Genomic DNA, 14,424 nt, shown 5'->3' on the forward strand with positions numbered 1-14,424 from the left:
CCTGTAATGCGCGAGTACTTAATTACCCTGCTGATATCAGCAGCGCTGTGTTATTTAATTACTCCCTTAGTTCGCACCCAAGCAATTCGTTTCGGGGCAGTCGCTGCGATTCGAGATCGCGATATCCATAGCGTTCCAACTGCGCGTTGGGGTGGCGTTGCAATGTGGGCAGCGATGGCACTTACTTTTGCCATTGTTAATCATTTGCCACTTGTTGGTAAATCCTTTGGGCAGGAAACACAAGGTATTTTCTTAGCGTCAACGGCCATTGTTCTATTGGGAATGGCAGATGATCGCTTTCAGTTAGATGCTCTGACAAAACTTGCAGGACAAGTTTTCGTCGCCGGAATTTTGCTTATCTATGGAATTCAGATCTTGTGGTTACCTATCAACGGTGTCATTACATTGCCATCAAGTATTGGTCAGCTAGTAACAGTTTTGATTGTTTTAGTCGTCATAAATGCGGTTAATTTCATTGATGGCATGGATGGATTAGCCGCAGGAATCGTGGCTATTTCAGGTATCGCATTCTTTGCTTTTGCATACTTATTGGCTGTTGAATACGGGTTTAGCCGTGCGGGTGCGCCATCACTAACTACCGCGGTTTTAGTGGGTATTTGCTTAGGTTTCTTGCCCCATAACATCAATCCAGCCAAGATCTTTATGGGCGATAGCGGATCTATGTTGTTGGGACTTCTTCTTTCAGCAGCTGCAATTACTTTAACTGGCCAGGTAGACCCCAACGCAATTTCTGCCGAATCCCTTGGACCGACTTTGCTGCCGTTATTGCTTCCATTTGCAGTTCTTGCAATTCCTTTCTTGGATTTACTGCTTGCAGTTGGTCGCCGTGTAAAAGCTGGACGTTCTCCGTTTGCACCAGACAACCAACATCTTCACCACCGATTGCTCAGTGCTGGTAATTCAACAAATAGAACTGCGGTTATTTTGTATCTATGGACTGCAACGATTGCTTATCCTGTGACTGTTCTTGCATTTGCCCCATGGTGGGTTGCACTTATTACTGTCTTAGTATTAGTAGGAGCTAGTGTTGCAGTTATGAAAAGCAAGAAGAAGGTAGATGCATGAGCAAGTCAAGTAATCCCAGTAATGAAGCGCAGCTGTTGAAAGGTGCGGTAAAGCCAACTGCAATCACCGGCTTAATTTCAATTATTATTTCAGCAATATTTGCCGGCTTACCTGGTCTTTATGGCGCACTTCTTGCACAGTTCATCGTTGTCATATTTTTTGCCGTCACTTTGGGGGTTTCCAAGATCTCAAAAGATCTTGATCCACTTTCTACAATGGGTCTTGCGCTTTTTTCCTACACAACCAAACTTTTGTTTGTTGGCCTTTTCTTATGGGCAATCACCAACTTCACCGAGCGTGAAACCATCAACCGAACCAGCTTTGGAATCGCCGCGATCGTGCTAACCCTGAGCTGGCTAGGCGGGGAGATTGCCAGTTACATGAAGCTGCGCATACATTTACCCCTGCCCGATAGTTCCACGAGCAAGGAGAAGTAATGAGCCGCACTAATGAAGGCGCAGCCTGGACCATTTTGGGGTACCTACTTTCTGGCCCGCTTTTCTGGGGTGGAGTCGGCTATGGCCTCGATGCTTGGCTTGGTACCGGCTACTTCTTAGCCTCTGGGCTTTTGCTGGGAATGGGTGCGGCTTTGTACCTAGTGTGGCTGCGTTTCGGGCGCTAAAAGAGTCCTAATCCACAGATATTCGATTTCGCCCAAAGGCTCATTTACGCATAGGGTATGCCCGAAGAACAAGCCCTTAACCTCATGAGGAGTACGCGTGCGCTCGATGTATAGCTTTCTTGCTGAAGGCGACGAGTTCGTTCCCCCAAGTAGTAAAGACTTCGTTTTACCTCCTATTTTTGGCGAAAACCCGTACACAACAAAACCAATTTTCCTAGTTTTTCTCTCAGTAATAGTTCTTTCAATTTTCTTCTTAATGGCATCTCGCAAAGCGGCAGTTGTTCCTTCTAAGCTTCAATTTGCCGGTGAATCTGTGTATGCATATGTGCGCAATGACCTTGGTAAAGAGATCATCGGTCATGAATTCATGCGCTTCGTGCCATATCTATTCACGCTCTTCACATTTATTTTGGTGAACAACTGGTTCGGAATTATTCCGATGTTGCAGTTCCCAACAATGTCTCGAATCAGTTTTGCTTACGTTCTTGGAATTATTACCTTCGTAGTTTTCCACTACGTGGGTATCCGTCACCACGGAATCATCAAGTACATGAAGGACATCCTCTTCATGCCAGGTGTTCCTAAGCCGGTTTACATTCTTTTGACACCAATTGAAGTTGCGACCTACTTAATTGTTCGTCCTTTGACTATCTCGCTTCGTTTGTTCGCAAACATGTTCGCTGGTCACTTGCTTCTTATGATCTTTATCCTGGGTGGAGAACATCTACTACAGGGTGCTATTGGCTTGAAGTTGGTTAGCCCATTTGCTTTCGCATTTGGAATCGCATTGACCTTCTTCGAGTTCCTTGTTCAATGTCTTCAGGCGTACATCTTTACCCTGTTGACCGCCCTATACATCGGCGGCGCTATTGCTGATGAGCACTAACTAGAGTTCCACAGCAGTAAAAACACGTACCACCTACTAGAAATACCAACGGAAAGGTAAGAAAAATGACAGGCACACTCAACCTCGTCGGTTACGGTCTTGCAGCAATTGGACCAGGACTTGCAGTTGGAATGATCTTCTCTGCGTACATCAATGGCGTTGCACGCCAGCCAGAAGCACGCAGCGTTCTACAGCCAATCGCATTCCTAGGCTTCGCTATGGCTGAAGCTCTAGCGCTATTCGGCCTCGTACTCGCATTCGTTCTCTAATTCATATTCGATAACTAGCTAGAGGAATACAGATGTCATTCTCATTGCTCGCAGCAGCAGGTGCGCCTAATCCGCTTTTACCTGCAACAGCTGAAATTGTTGTCGGATTCGTCGCTTTCGGTTTGCTGTACATGGTTATGCGCCGCAGAGTGGTTCCAATGTTCGAGAAGGCTTTCACTGCTCGCACAGAGGCAATCCAAGGTGGAATCGAGCGTGCTGAAAAAGCACAAGCAGATGCTGCCCAAGCGCTAGTTCAGTACACAGAGCAACTTTCAAAGGCACAAGCAGAATCGCAAACAATTCGCGAAGAAGCACGTGCACAAGGAGCAGCAATTCTTGAAGAGCTTCGCACAAAGGCGCAGGAAGAAGCAGCACGCATTACCGCTGCAGCTCACGCCTCAATCGAAGCAGAACGTCAACAGGCGGTTACATCTCTTCGCAACGAAGTCGGCGCGCTCGCAGTTGAACTAGCTTCAAAGATTGTTGGAGAAGCACTCGATGATCAGGCGCGTCAATCACGCATCGTTGATCGTTTCCTTGATGATCTAGAAAAATCTAAGTAGTAGATAAAAGAAGAAGCAGAGAGAAAAGGTAAATGAGAGCTCAACTCGGAGGCAGTAGTCGTCAGTCACTTGTGGCTGCACGAACAGCACTTGATGCTGCTGTTAAGGGTGTCGATGCACAGACTGCATCGACGTTGAGCGCTGAACTTTTCTTTGTTGCAGATGTCTTGGGTTCCAATATCTCTGTACGTCGCGCCCTTACCGACACATCTCGTGATGCTGCCGCAAAAGGTGTATTTATTAAGGATCTATTAGCTTCAAAGGTAGGAAAAGCAACGGTTGGACTACTAACCGATCTATCTGCACTCCGTTGGTCTGGAGCGAAGGATCTAGTACAAGTTATTGAGCAGTTAGCTATTGAAGCGGAGGCGACAGCAGCTAACATTTCAGGCGAATTAGATCGTGTGGAAAATGAGATGTTCGTTATTTCAAATACGATTTCTAATTCATCAGAGCTACGCAAGGCTTTTAAATCAGATGCACATGTAGCAAAGGCGCAATTGGCAGCCGAGCTGCTCAAGAATGCATCTTCTTCGACAACAAAGTTAGTCTCACAAATGGTAAACGCTTGGCGTGGCCGAAGCATCGAATCAGCATTTGCTGATTTCCAATGGGCATTAGCCGCACGACGCAACCGTGTGATTGCACTTGTTCGAGTTGCAGCACCAATGTCCCAAGCACAGCAGGATCGCTTGGAAGCCGCGCTGAATAAGCAGGTAGGACAACCTGTTCGTATGAATATTGAAATCGATCCAACAGTTTTGGGTGGAGTTTCAGTGAAGTTTGCAGATGAAATGGTTGATGGTTCAGTTTCAAATCGTTTGGCTGGGGCCGCACGTGCCTTGGCTGGAAGCAAATAAAGGGAGAAACACATGGCAGACCTAAAGATCAATCCTGAAGAGATTCAGGGTGCCTTAGCGAACTTCGTTAAGTCATACGATCCAGGCGTTGCGGCTCGCGACGAGGTAGGAACAGTAAGCCAGGCAGGCGATGGCATTGCACGTGTTGAAGGTTTGCCTTCGACAATGGCAAATGAGCTATTGCAATTTGCTAACGGCACACTAGGTCTTGCACTCAACCTAGATGTTCGCGAAATCGGAACAGTTATTTTGGGTGACACAACAGGAATTGAAGAAGGATCATCTGTTCGCCGCACTGGTGAAATTCTCTCCGTACCAGTTGGTGATGGCTTCCTAGGTCGCGTCGTTGATGCACTTGGAAATCCAATTGATGGCAAGGGTGAAATTAAAGCTGAAGCACGTCGTGCACTAGAACTGCAGGCTCCCTCTGTAGTTCAGCGCCAACCTGTTAAGGAGCCTCTTGCAACTGGTATCAAGGCGATCGATGCAATGACAGCGATTGGTCGCGGACAGCGCCAGTTGATCATTGGTGACCGTCAGACCGGAAAGACAGCTGTTGCTGTTGACACAATTATTAACCAGAAAGAAAACTGGAAATCTGGCGATAAGAAGAAGCAAGTTAAGTGTATTTATGTTGCTATTGGTCAGAAGGGTTCAACGATTGCTGCAGTAAAGGGCGCACTCGAAGAAGCTGGCGCAATGGAGTACACAACAATCGTTGCTTCACCTGCATCAGATCCAGCAGGTTTCAAGTACTTAGCTCCTTACACAGGTTCTGCAATTGGCCAGCACTGGATGTACAAGGGCGAGCACGTTCTTATCGTGTTTGATGATCTATCAAAGCAAGCCGAGGCATACCGTTCAGTCTCACTTCTACTTCGTCGTCCACCAGGCCGCGAAGCGTACCCAGGAGATGTTTTCTACTTACACTCACGTTTGCTAGAGCGTTGTGCAAAGCTTTCTGATGAACTAGGTGGCGGTTCTATGACCGGCTTGCCAATCATCGAAACAAAGGGAAATGACGTTTCTGCGTTTATTCCTACAAACGTAATTTCGATTACTGATGGTCAGTGCTTCTTTGAAACAGATCTTTTCAACGCCGGTGTTCGCCCAGCGATCAACGTAGGTGTTTCTGTTTCTCGTGTAGGTAGCTCTGCGCAGACTAAGGCGATGAAGAAGATTGCTGGTCGTCTACGTCTTGACCTAGCTCAGTATCGTGAACTTGAAGCTTTCGCAGCATTTGGTTCAGATCTTGATGCTGCATCAAAGGCACAGCTAGAGCGCGGTGCGCGCATGGTTGAACTTCTCAAGCAAGGTCAGTACTCACCGTACTCATTGGAGCGTCAGATCGTTTCAATTTGGGCGGGTACAACTGGAAAGCTTGATGATGTTGCAGTCGCTGACATCCGTCGCTTTGAAGCGGAACTTCTCGAATTTATCGGCCGCGAACGCAAAGAGATCAACACTGTTATCTCTGAAAGCAAGCAGTTAGATGATGACACCATCGCAAAGATGGAAGAAGCTGTCACAGCATTTAAGAAGCTATTCAAGTCATCTGTTGCTGCGGCACTTAATGAAGCGCCAGCAGATGCTCTAGATGGCGAAGATGCAGAGTCAGTGACTCGTTACGTTCAACCGGCGGTGAAGAAGTAACCCATGGGTGCCCAACTTCGCATATATCGCCGACGGATGCGATCCGTTAAAGCGACCAAAAAGATTACGAAAGCAATGGAGTTAATCTCTGCTTCACGTATCGTTAAGGCGCAGCAACGAGTCGCAGCTTCAACTCCTTATGCAAATGAGTTGACCCGTGCGGTATCTGCAGTTGCAACTTTTTCTACAACAAACCACCCATTGACTACGGCATCAGAGAATCCAAAGCGTGCAGCGGTGTTAATCATCTCTGCAGACCGAGGTATGGCTGGTGCGTACTCAAACAACGCAATCAAGGAAGGGGAGCAGCTCGCAGCCCTTCTTCGTGAGCGCGGTTTGGAAACCAAGTCATACCTAGTTGGCCGTAAAGCGGTTAGCTATTACAAGTTCCGCAATCGCGAGATTGCTGGACAGTGGACAGGTTTTTCTGACAATCCAACTTATGAAGATGCACGTGAAGTTGCCGACGCTTTGATCGAAGCATTCATTCTTGATGCGCAGGTAGATGTCAATGGAGTCGATGAGATTCACATTGTCTTTACTGAGTTCAAGTCAATGCTTACTCAAAATGCGATGGCAAAGCGCATGCTTCCGCTAGAAGTTGTAGAAAGCGAAGCACCAGCACCAGCTGGATTGCTACCAATGTATGAATTCGAACCTAGTTCCGAGGTTGTGCTTAACGCACTGCTACCTCGTTACATTCAGGCTCGAGTATTTAACGCGATGTTGCAATCTGCAGCTTCAGAGCATGCAGCTCGCCGTCGCGCAATGAAGTCAGCAACTGACAATGCTGATGATCTAATCAAGTCGTTAACGCGACTTGCGAACGCGGCTCGTCAGGCCGAAATTACTCAAGAGATCAGTGAAATTGTTGGCGGCGCAGACGCGTTGGCCTCAGCTAGTGCAGGGAGTGAATGATGTCGAACTCAAAAAAGGGCCGCGTAGCTCGCGTAATCGGACCGGTGGTGGATATTGAATTCCCCGCGGATTCAATGCCAGCGATCTTTAACGCGCTACATGTAGAGACAACCATGTCAGGTACTACTCGTACCCTGACACTTGAAGTTGCTCTGCACATCGGAGATAACCTGGTGCGCGCAATCTCAATGCAGCCTACCGACGGTATGGTCCGTGGCGCAGAGGTAACAGATACGGGAACACCGATCTCAGTTCCTGTTGGTGATGTAACAAAGGGTCACGTGTTCAACACACTTGGCGAATCTTTAGATGTACCAACCTCTTCACTCGACATCAAAGAGCGTTGGCCAATTCACCGTAACGCACCAGCATTTGATCAGTTGGAATCAAAGACTGAGATGTTTGAAACCGGAATTAAGGTTATCGATCTACTAACACCGTATGTAAAGGGTGGAAAGATCGGTCTCTTCGGTGGTGCAGGTGTAGGTAAGACAGTTTTGATTCAGGAAATGATTTACCGTGTAGCTGAAAACTTCGGTGGTGTATCTGTATTCGCCGGTGTTGGTGAGCGTACTCGTGAAGGTAATGACTTGTTCCTTGAAATGACCGAGACCGGTGTTATCAATAAGACCGCGTTAGTGTTCGGTCAGATGGATGAACCACCTGGCACGCGTCTACGTGTTGCTTTGTCAGCACTAACAATGGCTGAATACTTCCGCGATGTTCAAAAGCAGGACGTACTTCTGTTCATCGATAACATTTTCCGTTTCACACAGGCAGGTTCTGAGGTTTCAACACTTCTAGGCCGTATGCCATCTGCTGTGGGTTACCAGCCAACTTTGGCTGATGAAATGGGTCAGCTACAAGAGCGCATCACATCAACACGTGGTCACTCAATTACCTCTATGCAGGCAATTTACGTTCCTGCTGACGATATTACCGACCCAGCGCCACACACTACTTTCGCGCACTTAGATGCAACAACAGTGTTGTCTCGTCCGATTTCAGAGCTTGGTATCTACCCAGCTGTGGATCCACTCGATTCATCATCTCGTATCCTCGATCCTCGCTACATCGGCGAGCACCACTTCCGTGTTGCTAACCGCATCAAGCAGATCTTGCAGCGTTACAAGGATCTACAGGACATCATTGCAATTCTTGGTATCGATGAATTGTCAGAGGATGACCGCGTACTCGTAGGCCGCGCACGTCGTATCCAGCGTTTCCTTTCACAGAACACATTCGTAGCGAAGGTGTTTACAGGAATCGACGGATCATTCGTTCCGCTATCAGAGACAATCGAAGCATTCGAAGCACTTGCAGATGGAAAGTACGATCACATTCCAGAGCAGGCATTCTTCATGTGCGGTGGTCTTGCAGATGTAGAGCGCAACGCGGCTGAACTAGCAGCAAGCTTGGCGAAGTAATAGCTCATGACACTTAAAGTCGAACTTGTATCTCCAACAGCGCGTGTATGGTCGGGTGAAGCTACTTCAGTTTCAACCCGTACCATCGAAGGTGACATCGGAATTTTGACCGATCACACTCCGCTGTTTGCAGTACTTGTCGACGGTAAGGTTGTAATTCACGGCACCAACGGTGAAAATACAGAGTTCAACGTCAGCGGAGGTTTTTTGTCTGTCGCTAACAATCGCGTATCAATCCTTACGGAGTCCGTTAACTAATTTTTACTCTCTGGTGACTTGAGCCCCAAGGCTTTGTAATTGCTCGGCAAAGTTTGGGTAACCGCGGTCCACGTGGAAAGCCTGATCTACAGTGGTTTCACCTTCGGCCACTAACGCCGCCAAGATTAATCCTGCACCGGCGCGAATATCGTGTGCTTCAACGGGTGCGCCAGATAGCTCTTCTACGCCTGTAATCGATGCATGATGGCCATCTACGCTCACCTGTGCGCCTAAACGGCTCAGTTCGTTGACGAACATAAAGCGGGATTCAAAGACATTTTCAGTTACCAATGAGTGTCCATCGGCAATTGAGTTCAGGGCGATGACCATTGGTAACAAATCGGTTGGGAATCCTGGGTAGGGAAGTGTTGCCACATCAATTGCCTGTGGTCGTACATCCATCTTTACGCGGATTCCATCTGCAGTAGAAGTAATAATTGCACCAGCTGATGCTAATTTTTCTAAAGGTAATTCAAGATGTTCTGGAACTGCGCCATGAATTGTGATGTCGCCACGAGTCATTGCTGCGGCAAAGGCCCAGGTTCCGGTGATGATGCGATCAGTAATTGTTGTGTGATCAGTTGGTTGCAAGGTTTCAACGCCAGTGATTGTGATTAGCGGAGTACCTAAACCTTCGATCTTTGCACCCATTGAAATAAGGAATTCCCCAAGATCAACGATGTCGGGCTCGCGCGCCGCGTTATCAATTGTTGTTACACCCTTTGCTAAAACCGCAGCGGTCATGATGTTTTCTGTCGCACCTACACTTGGGAAATCAAGTTCAACAGGTGCACCAGTTAACCCATTAGGTGCTTCCGCAATTACATACCCATGTTCAATGTGGGCTTTTGCACCTAGAGATTCAAGACCCTTGATATGAAAATCTAATCCACGTGAACCGATTGCATCTCCACCAGGTAAAGCAACATCGGCTTGACCAACTCGTGCAACCAATGGACCAAGGACATTGATTGATGCACGCATCTTTCGAACTAAATCATAATCAGCGCGATGTGCGGGTTCTTGAGGCACGGTAATTGTGACGGTATCTGCCCCACGAACAACGGTGCAACCAAGCCTGGTCAAAAGGTCAGCCATGATGTCTACATCGGCGATGTCTGGAACGTTTCTAATTGTTGTTGTGCCAGCGGCCAGCAATGAGGCTGCCATAAGCTTTAAAACTGAGTTCTTGGCACCTGTTACAGAGACTTCTCCCCGCAGGGAGGTTCCGCCAACTATGCGGAAGCGGTCGTGAGATGCCATAGCGGCAGTCTACTTATAGGGTAGGCACATGGTTAATTTAACGCGCATTTACACAAAGACTGGCGATGACGGAACTACATCTCTGGGAGACATGAGCCGTACCTCAAAAAATGACCCACGTCTTGAAGCATATGCCACAGTTGATGAGGCGAACTCAAGCATCGGTGTTGTTCTTTCAACTGATGGCTTAACTGAAGATGTCCGCGCATTGCTAGTGCGTATTCAAAATGACCTTTTTGATGTTGGCGCGGATCTGTGTACACCAGTTGTTGATGCTCCAGCTTTTGAACCGCTTCGAGTTTTAGAGTCACAGATTAGCTACTTGGAAGAACAGATTGATAAGTACAACGCAGATCTAGAGTCATTGCGTTCATTTGTACTTCCATCTGGAACTCCAGCTGCTGCTCACTTACATGTGGCACGCACAGTTGTTCGTCGCGCAGAACGTTGTACCTGGGCGGCTATCCATGCATTTGGTGGGGGAGTAAATCCTCTGACTGCAAAGTATTTAAATCGTTGCTCTGATCTTCTCTTTGTGCTTGCACGTTTTGCCAACAAAGAAATTGGCGATCAGCTGTGGGTGCCAGGAGCTAATCGCTAAGGAACAATTGTGTAAGTCGTACCGGGAACCTTTTCCTGCGGCGAATCATTTCTACACACTGCTTTGATGTTTGAAATTGAGTGGTCTAATTCAATTGGCTCTTGGCTGATAATCAAAATAGTCGCATATTTTCTGGCCGCAGTTTTGCCAATGGTTGTACGAACCGTTCCAAATATCTTTTGAGTTTTATCTTCCTCAGATGTTCTACCTTTAAGGTTTGCGGTAACTACCCACCACATGCAACCTACCGCTGAAGCAACAGTTACAGCCCCGCATGAAAACTTCTCACACACCGGAATTCCATCGATTTCTGCTGCCAAAGCAGCGGTGAGTTTTTTGTCATTGGATGCTAACCCAACTAATTCTTTTTGAGTTGGAATCTTGGCAAAGGTATTTCCATCTTTGCTCTTGATAAAGCCTTTAGGTGGCCAAACCGGCGAAGGTGATGGAGTAATTTTTGCCTTCTTTGTTGCAGCGACGTGTGATGTTTGGGCGGCATGTGCACCTGGAGCTAGTACAACTAGCGCCAGAACGAGTGCAATTGCCTTCTTAATCGCGATCCCACTTGAACTTACGAACGCTGAAGAAAATTCCAATAATCAGCCACACGACTAAAACCACAAAGGTAGTTTGGAGTTCCCAAGACTTTGCAACTTCCTGAGATGCAAATGAATCAGGAAGGAAAACTGATCGCATGCCTTGAGTAAGCCACTTCAACGGGAAGATTGCTGCAACCTGTTGCATCCATCCTGGTAATTGCGTGAAGACAAAGAAGACTCCACTGAAGAACTGCAAAATGATGACTATCGGAGACACAACGGCTGAAGCCCCACGGCCGCTTTTTGGAACAATCGAAAATGCGATACCAAGTGCGGTTGAACAGGCACTTCCAAGTAGAACTAACCAGGTAAAGGTCAGCCACTTACTAGTTTCTGTCGGCATATCTAATCCGAAGAAAGCAATTCCAAAACCTAGAAGCAGCAGAATCTGAAGGACCATGCTGGCAAAGATGAGAATAGCTTTGCCAATAAAGTAACTTGATGCCGGCATCGGAGTTCCACGCAAACGCTTAAGCGCACCTAGTTCGCGCTCCATCGGAATAGTGATTGCTAACGCTTGGAAACCAGTGTTAACAAGGCCAGATGCGATCATTCCGGCAACAAAGTACTGCGAAAAGGTGACACCAGGTGCGATCGTGTCTTTGAAAACCGAACCAAAAATCGCCAGCAAAATAACCGGAAATAACAGAGTAAAGACCACTGATTCTCTTTGGCGAGCAAACTGTCGAATCTCTAGGCCACCACGTCTGATGCCTAATTGAAGCGCGCTAGGAATCTTATTCATGTGCGCCGCCAATCATTTCAATGTAAATGTCCTCTAACGATGGACGGGTGACAACTAGTTCTGGGATCTCACCATTAAAGTGTGCAGAAAGAGCGGCAATAACAGCTGTTGGATTATCGGTTTTCTCAGATTTGATCTGATTTCCATCTCGCCATTGAACAGTCGCTTGAGATGTTGCTCTTCCCCCTAATTCAGATGGAGTGGAGATTTCTACAATTACACCCTTGTTGATGACTGCGACTCGATCAGCAAGTGCTTCGGCTTCATCCAAGTAGTGCGTAGTCAGCACAATTGTGGCGCCATCGCTTCGTAAACTCTTGATAAGAGACCAAAAGGCACGGCGAGCTTCAGGATCAAAACCCGTTGTTGGTTCATCCAAGAAAATGAGTTCGGGGTTACCAATGATTCCTAGCGCGACATCTAAGCGCCTGCGCTGCCCACCTGAAAGATTTCGAATGAGTGCATCTTCTTTTTCTTTCAATCCAACTGAATCAATTACTTCATCTACATCGCGTGGATTTGAATAATAACCGTGGAAGTGATTGATGGTTTCAAAGACGGTTAGATCGCCAGCATCACCGGATGTTTGTAAAACTATGCCGATTTGGTTGCGCCACTCTCGAGATTGATGTCCCCGAGTGTTGGGATCAAAACCCAACACTGAAACTGTGCCGGAATCACGAGTTCTAAATCCTTCAAGTATTTCCACGGTGGTCGTCTTACCGGCACCGTTTGGACCCAATATCGAAAAGATCTCTCCTTGTTCGATATTCAGGTCGATGCCACGCACAGCATGGACATCACCGTAACTTTTTGTGAGGCCTTTTACTTCGATGAGGCTCATGTGGTTACTTTACTATGCGAAAATACACCTGTGAGCCCGCGTAGAAATTACCCAAAGAAGCGCCAAAAGCCTGAAGAGCCGCGTGAAATCAATATCGCCTCTACAGGTGAGAGCGTTGAAGAACATAGCGATGGGATCTACATTGTTCGACGTCTAACTGGTTCTGGATCTACAAAGCCATATCGCTGTCCAGGATGCGATCAGATGATTCCGCTAGCAACGCCGCATGTTGTTGCCTGGAAAGATTACGATGAAGATGGACGTCGACATTGGCATACAGCTTGTTGGTCAAAGAAAGATAAGCGTCGTCCAAATACTGAGCGGACCAGAAACGCTCCCCGGTTCTAACCTAGGCGGCCCTTTAACAATCGCGCAGCTCTGACAATCAATCGATCTGTTGCTGCTGTTCGTTTGAAACTCAAAATCTTTAGTGGCAGATTGATTCGGGTTCGTACAACGGTGCGCGCATAGGTGTATTCAAGCAATCCCTCTGGGCCATGGATTCGGCCATATCCACTGTCTTTGACGCCACCAAATGGAACCGATGAAATCGCTGCAAATGAGAAGGTTGAATTAATTGCAACCATTCCGCAATGCAGTTGAGATGCAATCTTTTTCCCTTGACGCTTTGACCAGATGTTTGCGCCCAGTCCATAACGCGAATCATTGGATAAAGCGATGGCTTCCTTCATTGACTTAACGCGATTGATAATGATGATAGGTCCAAAAGTTTCTTCGCGAACCGCTGTGGAATCTTCAGGTACATCCACCAAGATAACTGGTTGCACAAAAGGTTCCTGAATAGATTTCAAACTTCCGTAGGCAAATTTTCCACCATCTTTGATCGCAGCCTTAACGTGAGAGGTAATAACACCAATCTGCGATGGCATTGTTGACGCCCCATAATTTCCGTCACCTGGCGATCCAGCTTTTAGCGTTGAAGCAAGTGCGATTGCTTTTTCGATGAAGATATCTGCAACTTTTTCATCGACATATACGCGTTCTGCACCGATGCAAGATTGACCAGCATTGGCCATAGCAGACCAAATCGTTGCATCTACCGCGCGATCAAGGTTGGCATCAGCTGCCACGATCACAGGATCTTTTCCACCACATTCCAAAACTACCGGCGTCATCTGAGTCGCACAGGCTGCAGCAACTAGCTTCGCGGTTCGAGTTGAGCCTGTAAATGAGAGCTTGTTAATTGCAGAGGTACAAAGCGCGTTACCAGTTTCACCTAAACCTGTAATTGTTGTAAAAACACCGGCAAAGGGAGCAATGGCATTAAAGCTTTCATCCATCCACATACCAACACCAGGGGTATATTCACTTGGTTTAAAGACAACTGTATTTCCTGCAGCTAACGCATATGCGATTGAGCCCATAGGAGTAAAAATCGGATAGTTCCATGGTCCAATTACTCCAACAACTCCAACAGGTGAACGTTCAACAGTTGCCGACATATTGGCCATTAACGCACCTGGCGCACGATGTGAGGTGCGCATAATTTCTTCAGCGTGTCGCGCAGCCCAACCAATGTGATTAACCGTATTTGCAACCTCTAATCGTGCATCGCTAAGTGGCTTACCGGTTTCCAAGGAGATCAATTCTGAAATCGCTTCGACATTGTTAATGATGTGCGTGCTCCAGTTAAGCAATACTTTCTTGCGGCCACCAAAACCTAATCTGCTCCAATCATCTGCTGCCATGCGAGCTTTATCGACTACAAGCCCAACTTCCTTTGCAGTGAAGATCGGATAACGTCCTGCGATCTGACCGTTAGCTGGATTAATGGAAGTAAAGGTTTTTGCCATGTCGTAAAGCCTAGTC

At 47.2% G+C, this 14,424-nt stretch carries 18 protein-coding genes; 13 read left to right on the top strand and 5 right to left on the bottom strand.

Annotated elements, in window-relative coordinates:
* Window positions 1-6 precede the first annotated feature (6 nt).
* The 11 genes from AC9UC2_RS06800 (at window position 7) to AC9UC2_RS06850 (ending at window position 8,542) form a co-directional block, all read left to right on the top strand.
* Window positions 7-1,086: a glycosyltransferase family 4 protein gene (locus tag AC9UC2_RS06800; RefSeq protein ID WP_509526756.1), complete on the top strand. Its 1,080-nt coding sequence runs from the start codon at window positions 7-9 to the stop codon at window positions 1,084-1,086.
* Window positions 1,083-1,523, top strand: coding sequence for a Cg1360 family ATP-synthase-associated protein (locus tag AC9UC2_RS06805; protein ID WP_509526758.1), 441 nt, complete (start codon window positions 1,083-1,085; stop codon window positions 1,521-1,523). Before AC9UC2_RS06800 ends, AC9UC2_RS06805 begins: the two co-directional genes overlap by 4 nt.
* A complete protein-coding gene (locus AC9UC2_RS06810) occupies window positions 1,523-1,708 on the top strand; it encodes a hypothetical protein (protein WP_509526760.1) in 186 nt (61 codons plus the stop codon). Before AC9UC2_RS06805 ends, AC9UC2_RS06810 begins: the two co-directional genes overlap by 1 nt.
* Window positions 1,709-1,814: 106 nt before the next feature.
* A complete protein-coding gene (atpB, locus tag AC9UC2_RS06815; RefSeq protein WP_509526762.1) occupies window positions 1,815-2,594 on the top strand; it encodes a F0F1 ATP synthase subunit A in 780 nt (259 codons plus the stop codon).
* A gap of 65 nt (window positions 2,595-2,659) precedes the next feature.
* Window positions 2,660-2,863 carry an ATP synthase F0 subunit C gene (locus AC9UC2_RS06820; RefSeq protein ID WP_445821085.1) on the top strand — a complete coding sequence of 68 codons (204 nt, stop codon included), beginning with the start codon at window positions 2,660-2,662 and terminating at the stop codon, window positions 2,861-2,863.
* A 32-nt stretch (window positions 2,864-2,895) separates the two neighbouring features.
* Window positions 2,896-3,426, top strand: a complete 531-nt coding sequence (locus tag AC9UC2_RS06825) for a F0F1 ATP synthase subunit B (RefSeq protein ID WP_509526764.1) — start codon at window positions 2,896-2,898, stop codon at window positions 3,424-3,426.
* Window positions 3,427-3,458: 32 nt separating this feature from the next.
* Entirely contained in the window at window positions 3,459-4,286 is an 828-nt protein-coding gene (locus tag AC9UC2_RS06830) for a F0F1 ATP synthase subunit delta (protein ID WP_509526766.1), read from the top strand.
* Between the two features lie 12 nt (window positions 4,287-4,298).
* Window positions 4,299-5,939, top strand: coding sequence for a F0F1 ATP synthase subunit alpha (atpA, locus tag AC9UC2_RS06835; protein WP_509526768.1), 1,641 nt, complete (start codon window positions 4,299-4,301; stop codon window positions 5,937-5,939).
* Between the two features lie 3 nt (window positions 5,940-5,942).
* On the top strand, window positions 5,943-6,857 hold the full coding sequence (locus AC9UC2_RS06840; RefSeq protein ID WP_509526770.1) for a F0F1 ATP synthase subunit gamma: 915 nt from the start codon (window positions 5,943-5,945) through the stop codon (window positions 6,855-6,857).
* Window positions 6,857-8,284, top strand: coding sequence for a F0F1 ATP synthase subunit beta (gene atpD / locus AC9UC2_RS06845; protein ID WP_445821401.1), 1,428 nt, complete (start codon window positions 6,857-6,859; stop codon window positions 8,282-8,284). The genes AC9UC2_RS06840 and atpD overlap by 1 nt, the downstream gene beginning before the upstream one ends.
* 6 nt (window positions 8,285-8,290) lie before the next feature.
* Complete coding sequence (locus tag AC9UC2_RS06850) at window positions 8,291-8,542, top strand: F0F1 ATP synthase subunit epsilon (protein ID WP_509526772.1); 252 nt, start codon at window positions 8,291-8,293, stop codon at window positions 8,540-8,542.
* 3 nt (window positions 8,543-8,545) lie between these two features.
* Here the strand turns inward: AC9UC2_RS06850 and murA are convergent, their stop codons facing one another.
* Entirely contained in the window at window positions 8,546-9,805 is a 1,260-nt protein-coding gene (murA, locus tag AC9UC2_RS06855) for a UDP-N-acetylglucosamine 1-carboxyvinyltransferase (protein WP_509526774.1), read from the bottom strand.
* Between the two features lie 28 nt (window positions 9,806-9,833).
* Between murA and AC9UC2_RS06860 the strand changes: the two genes are divergently transcribed.
* On the top strand, window positions 9,834-10,406 hold the full coding sequence (locus AC9UC2_RS06860) for a cob(I)yrinic acid a,c-diamide adenosyltransferase (RefSeq protein ID WP_509526776.1): 573 nt from the start codon (window positions 9,834-9,836) through the stop codon (window positions 10,404-10,406).
* On the opposite strand, the gene AC9UC2_RS06865 is transcribed toward AC9UC2_RS06860, so the two are convergent.
* From AC9UC2_RS06865 to AC9UC2_RS06875, 3 genes are read right to left on the bottom strand one after another with little or no spacing between them, the layout of a single operon-like run.
* Window positions 10,403-11,002, bottom strand: a complete 600-nt coding sequence (locus AC9UC2_RS06865) for a hypothetical protein (protein WP_509526778.1) — start codon at window positions 11,000-11,002, stop codon at window positions 10,403-10,405. The genes AC9UC2_RS06860 and AC9UC2_RS06865 overlap by 4 nt on opposite strands.
* Entirely contained in the window at window positions 10,956-11,750 is a 795-nt protein-coding gene (locus AC9UC2_RS06870) for an ABC transporter permease (protein ID WP_509526780.1), read from the bottom strand. The genes AC9UC2_RS06865 and AC9UC2_RS06870 overlap by 47 nt, the downstream gene beginning before the upstream one ends.
* Window positions 11,743-12,594 (bottom strand): ABC transporter ATP-binding protein, encoded by an 852-nt coding sequence (locus AC9UC2_RS06875; RefSeq protein ID WP_509526782.1) that lies wholly within the window; start codon window positions 12,592-12,594, stop codon window positions 11,743-11,745. The genes AC9UC2_RS06870 and AC9UC2_RS06875 overlap by 8 nt, the downstream gene beginning before the upstream one ends.
* Before the next feature lie 30 nt (window positions 12,595-12,624).
* Here AC9UC2_RS06875 and AC9UC2_RS06880 point away from each other — a divergent pair, with 30 nt between their 5' ends.
* Window positions 12,625-12,942 carry an Rv1322 family protein gene (locus AC9UC2_RS06880; protein WP_509526784.1) on the top strand — a complete coding sequence of 106 codons (318 nt, stop codon included), beginning with the start codon at window positions 12,625-12,627 and terminating at the stop codon, window positions 12,940-12,942.
* Here the strand turns inward: AC9UC2_RS06880 and AC9UC2_RS06885 are convergent.
* Entirely contained in the window at window positions 12,939-14,408 is a 1,470-nt protein-coding gene (locus AC9UC2_RS06885; RefSeq protein WP_509526786.1) for an aldehyde dehydrogenase family protein, read from the bottom strand. The two genes, AC9UC2_RS06880 and AC9UC2_RS06885, sit on opposite strands and share 4 nt — an antisense overlap.
* Window positions 14,409-14,424 lie beyond the last annotated feature (16 nt).

The organism is Candidatus Planktophila sp., from assembly GCF_036734405.1.
Lineage (GTDB): Bacteria > Actinomycetota > Actinomycetes > Nanopelagicales > Nanopelagicaceae > Planktophila.

Coding starts and splice junctions, on each gene's coding strand:
- AC9UC2_RS06800 (WP_509526756.1), top strand. CDS start 7: ATGCGCGAGTACTTAATTACCCTGCTGATATCAGCAGCGCTGTGTTAT.
- AC9UC2_RS06805 (WP_509526758.1), top strand. CDS start 1,083: ATGAGCAAGTCAAGTAATCCCAGTAATGAAGCGCAGCTGTTGAAAGGT.
- AC9UC2_RS06810 (WP_509526760.1), top strand. CDS start 1,523: ATGAGCCGCACTAATGAAGGCGCAGCCTGGACCATTTTGGGGTACCTA.
- atpB (WP_509526762.1), top strand. CDS start 1,815: ATGTATAGCTTTCTTGCTGAAGGCGACGAGTTCGTTCCCCCAAGTAGT.
- AC9UC2_RS06820 (WP_445821085.1), top strand. CDS start 2,660: ATGACAGGCACACTCAACCTCGTCGGTTACGGTCTTGCAGCAATTGGA.
- AC9UC2_RS06825 (WP_509526764.1), top strand. CDS start 2,896: ATGTCATTCTCATTGCTCGCAGCAGCAGGTGCGCCTAATCCGCTTTTA.
- AC9UC2_RS06830 (WP_509526766.1), top strand. CDS start 3,459: ATGAGAGCTCAACTCGGAGGCAGTAGTCGTCAGTCACTTGTGGCTGCA.
- atpA (WP_509526768.1), top strand. CDS start 4,299: ATGGCAGACCTAAAGATCAATCCTGAAGAGATTCAGGGTGCCTTAGCG.
- AC9UC2_RS06840 (WP_509526770.1), top strand. CDS start 5,943: ATGGGTGCCCAACTTCGCATATATCGCCGACGGATGCGATCCGTTAAA.
- atpD (WP_445821401.1), top strand. CDS start 6,857: ATGTCGAACTCAAAAAAGGGCCGCGTAGCTCGCGTAATCGGACCGGTG.
- AC9UC2_RS06850 (WP_509526772.1), top strand. CDS start 8,291: ATGACACTTAAAGTCGAACTTGTATCTCCAACAGCGCGTGTATGGTCG.
- murA (WP_509526774.1), bottom strand. CDS start 9,805: ATGGCATCTCACGACCGCTTCCGCATAGTTGGCGGAACCTCCCTGCGG.
- AC9UC2_RS06860 (WP_509526776.1), top strand. CDS start 9,834: ATGGTTAATTTAACGCGCATTTACACAAAGACTGGCGATGACGGAACT.
- AC9UC2_RS06870 (WP_509526780.1), bottom strand. CDS start 11,750: ATGAATAAGATTCCTAGCGCGCTTCAATTAGGCATCAGACGTGGTGGC.
- AC9UC2_RS06875 (WP_509526782.1), bottom strand. CDS start 12,594: ATGAGCCTCATCGAAGTAAAAGGCCTCACAAAAAGTTACGGTGATGTC.
- AC9UC2_RS06885 (WP_509526786.1), bottom strand. CDS start 14,408: ATGGCAAAAACCTTTACTTCCATTAATCCAGCTAACGGTCAGATCGCA.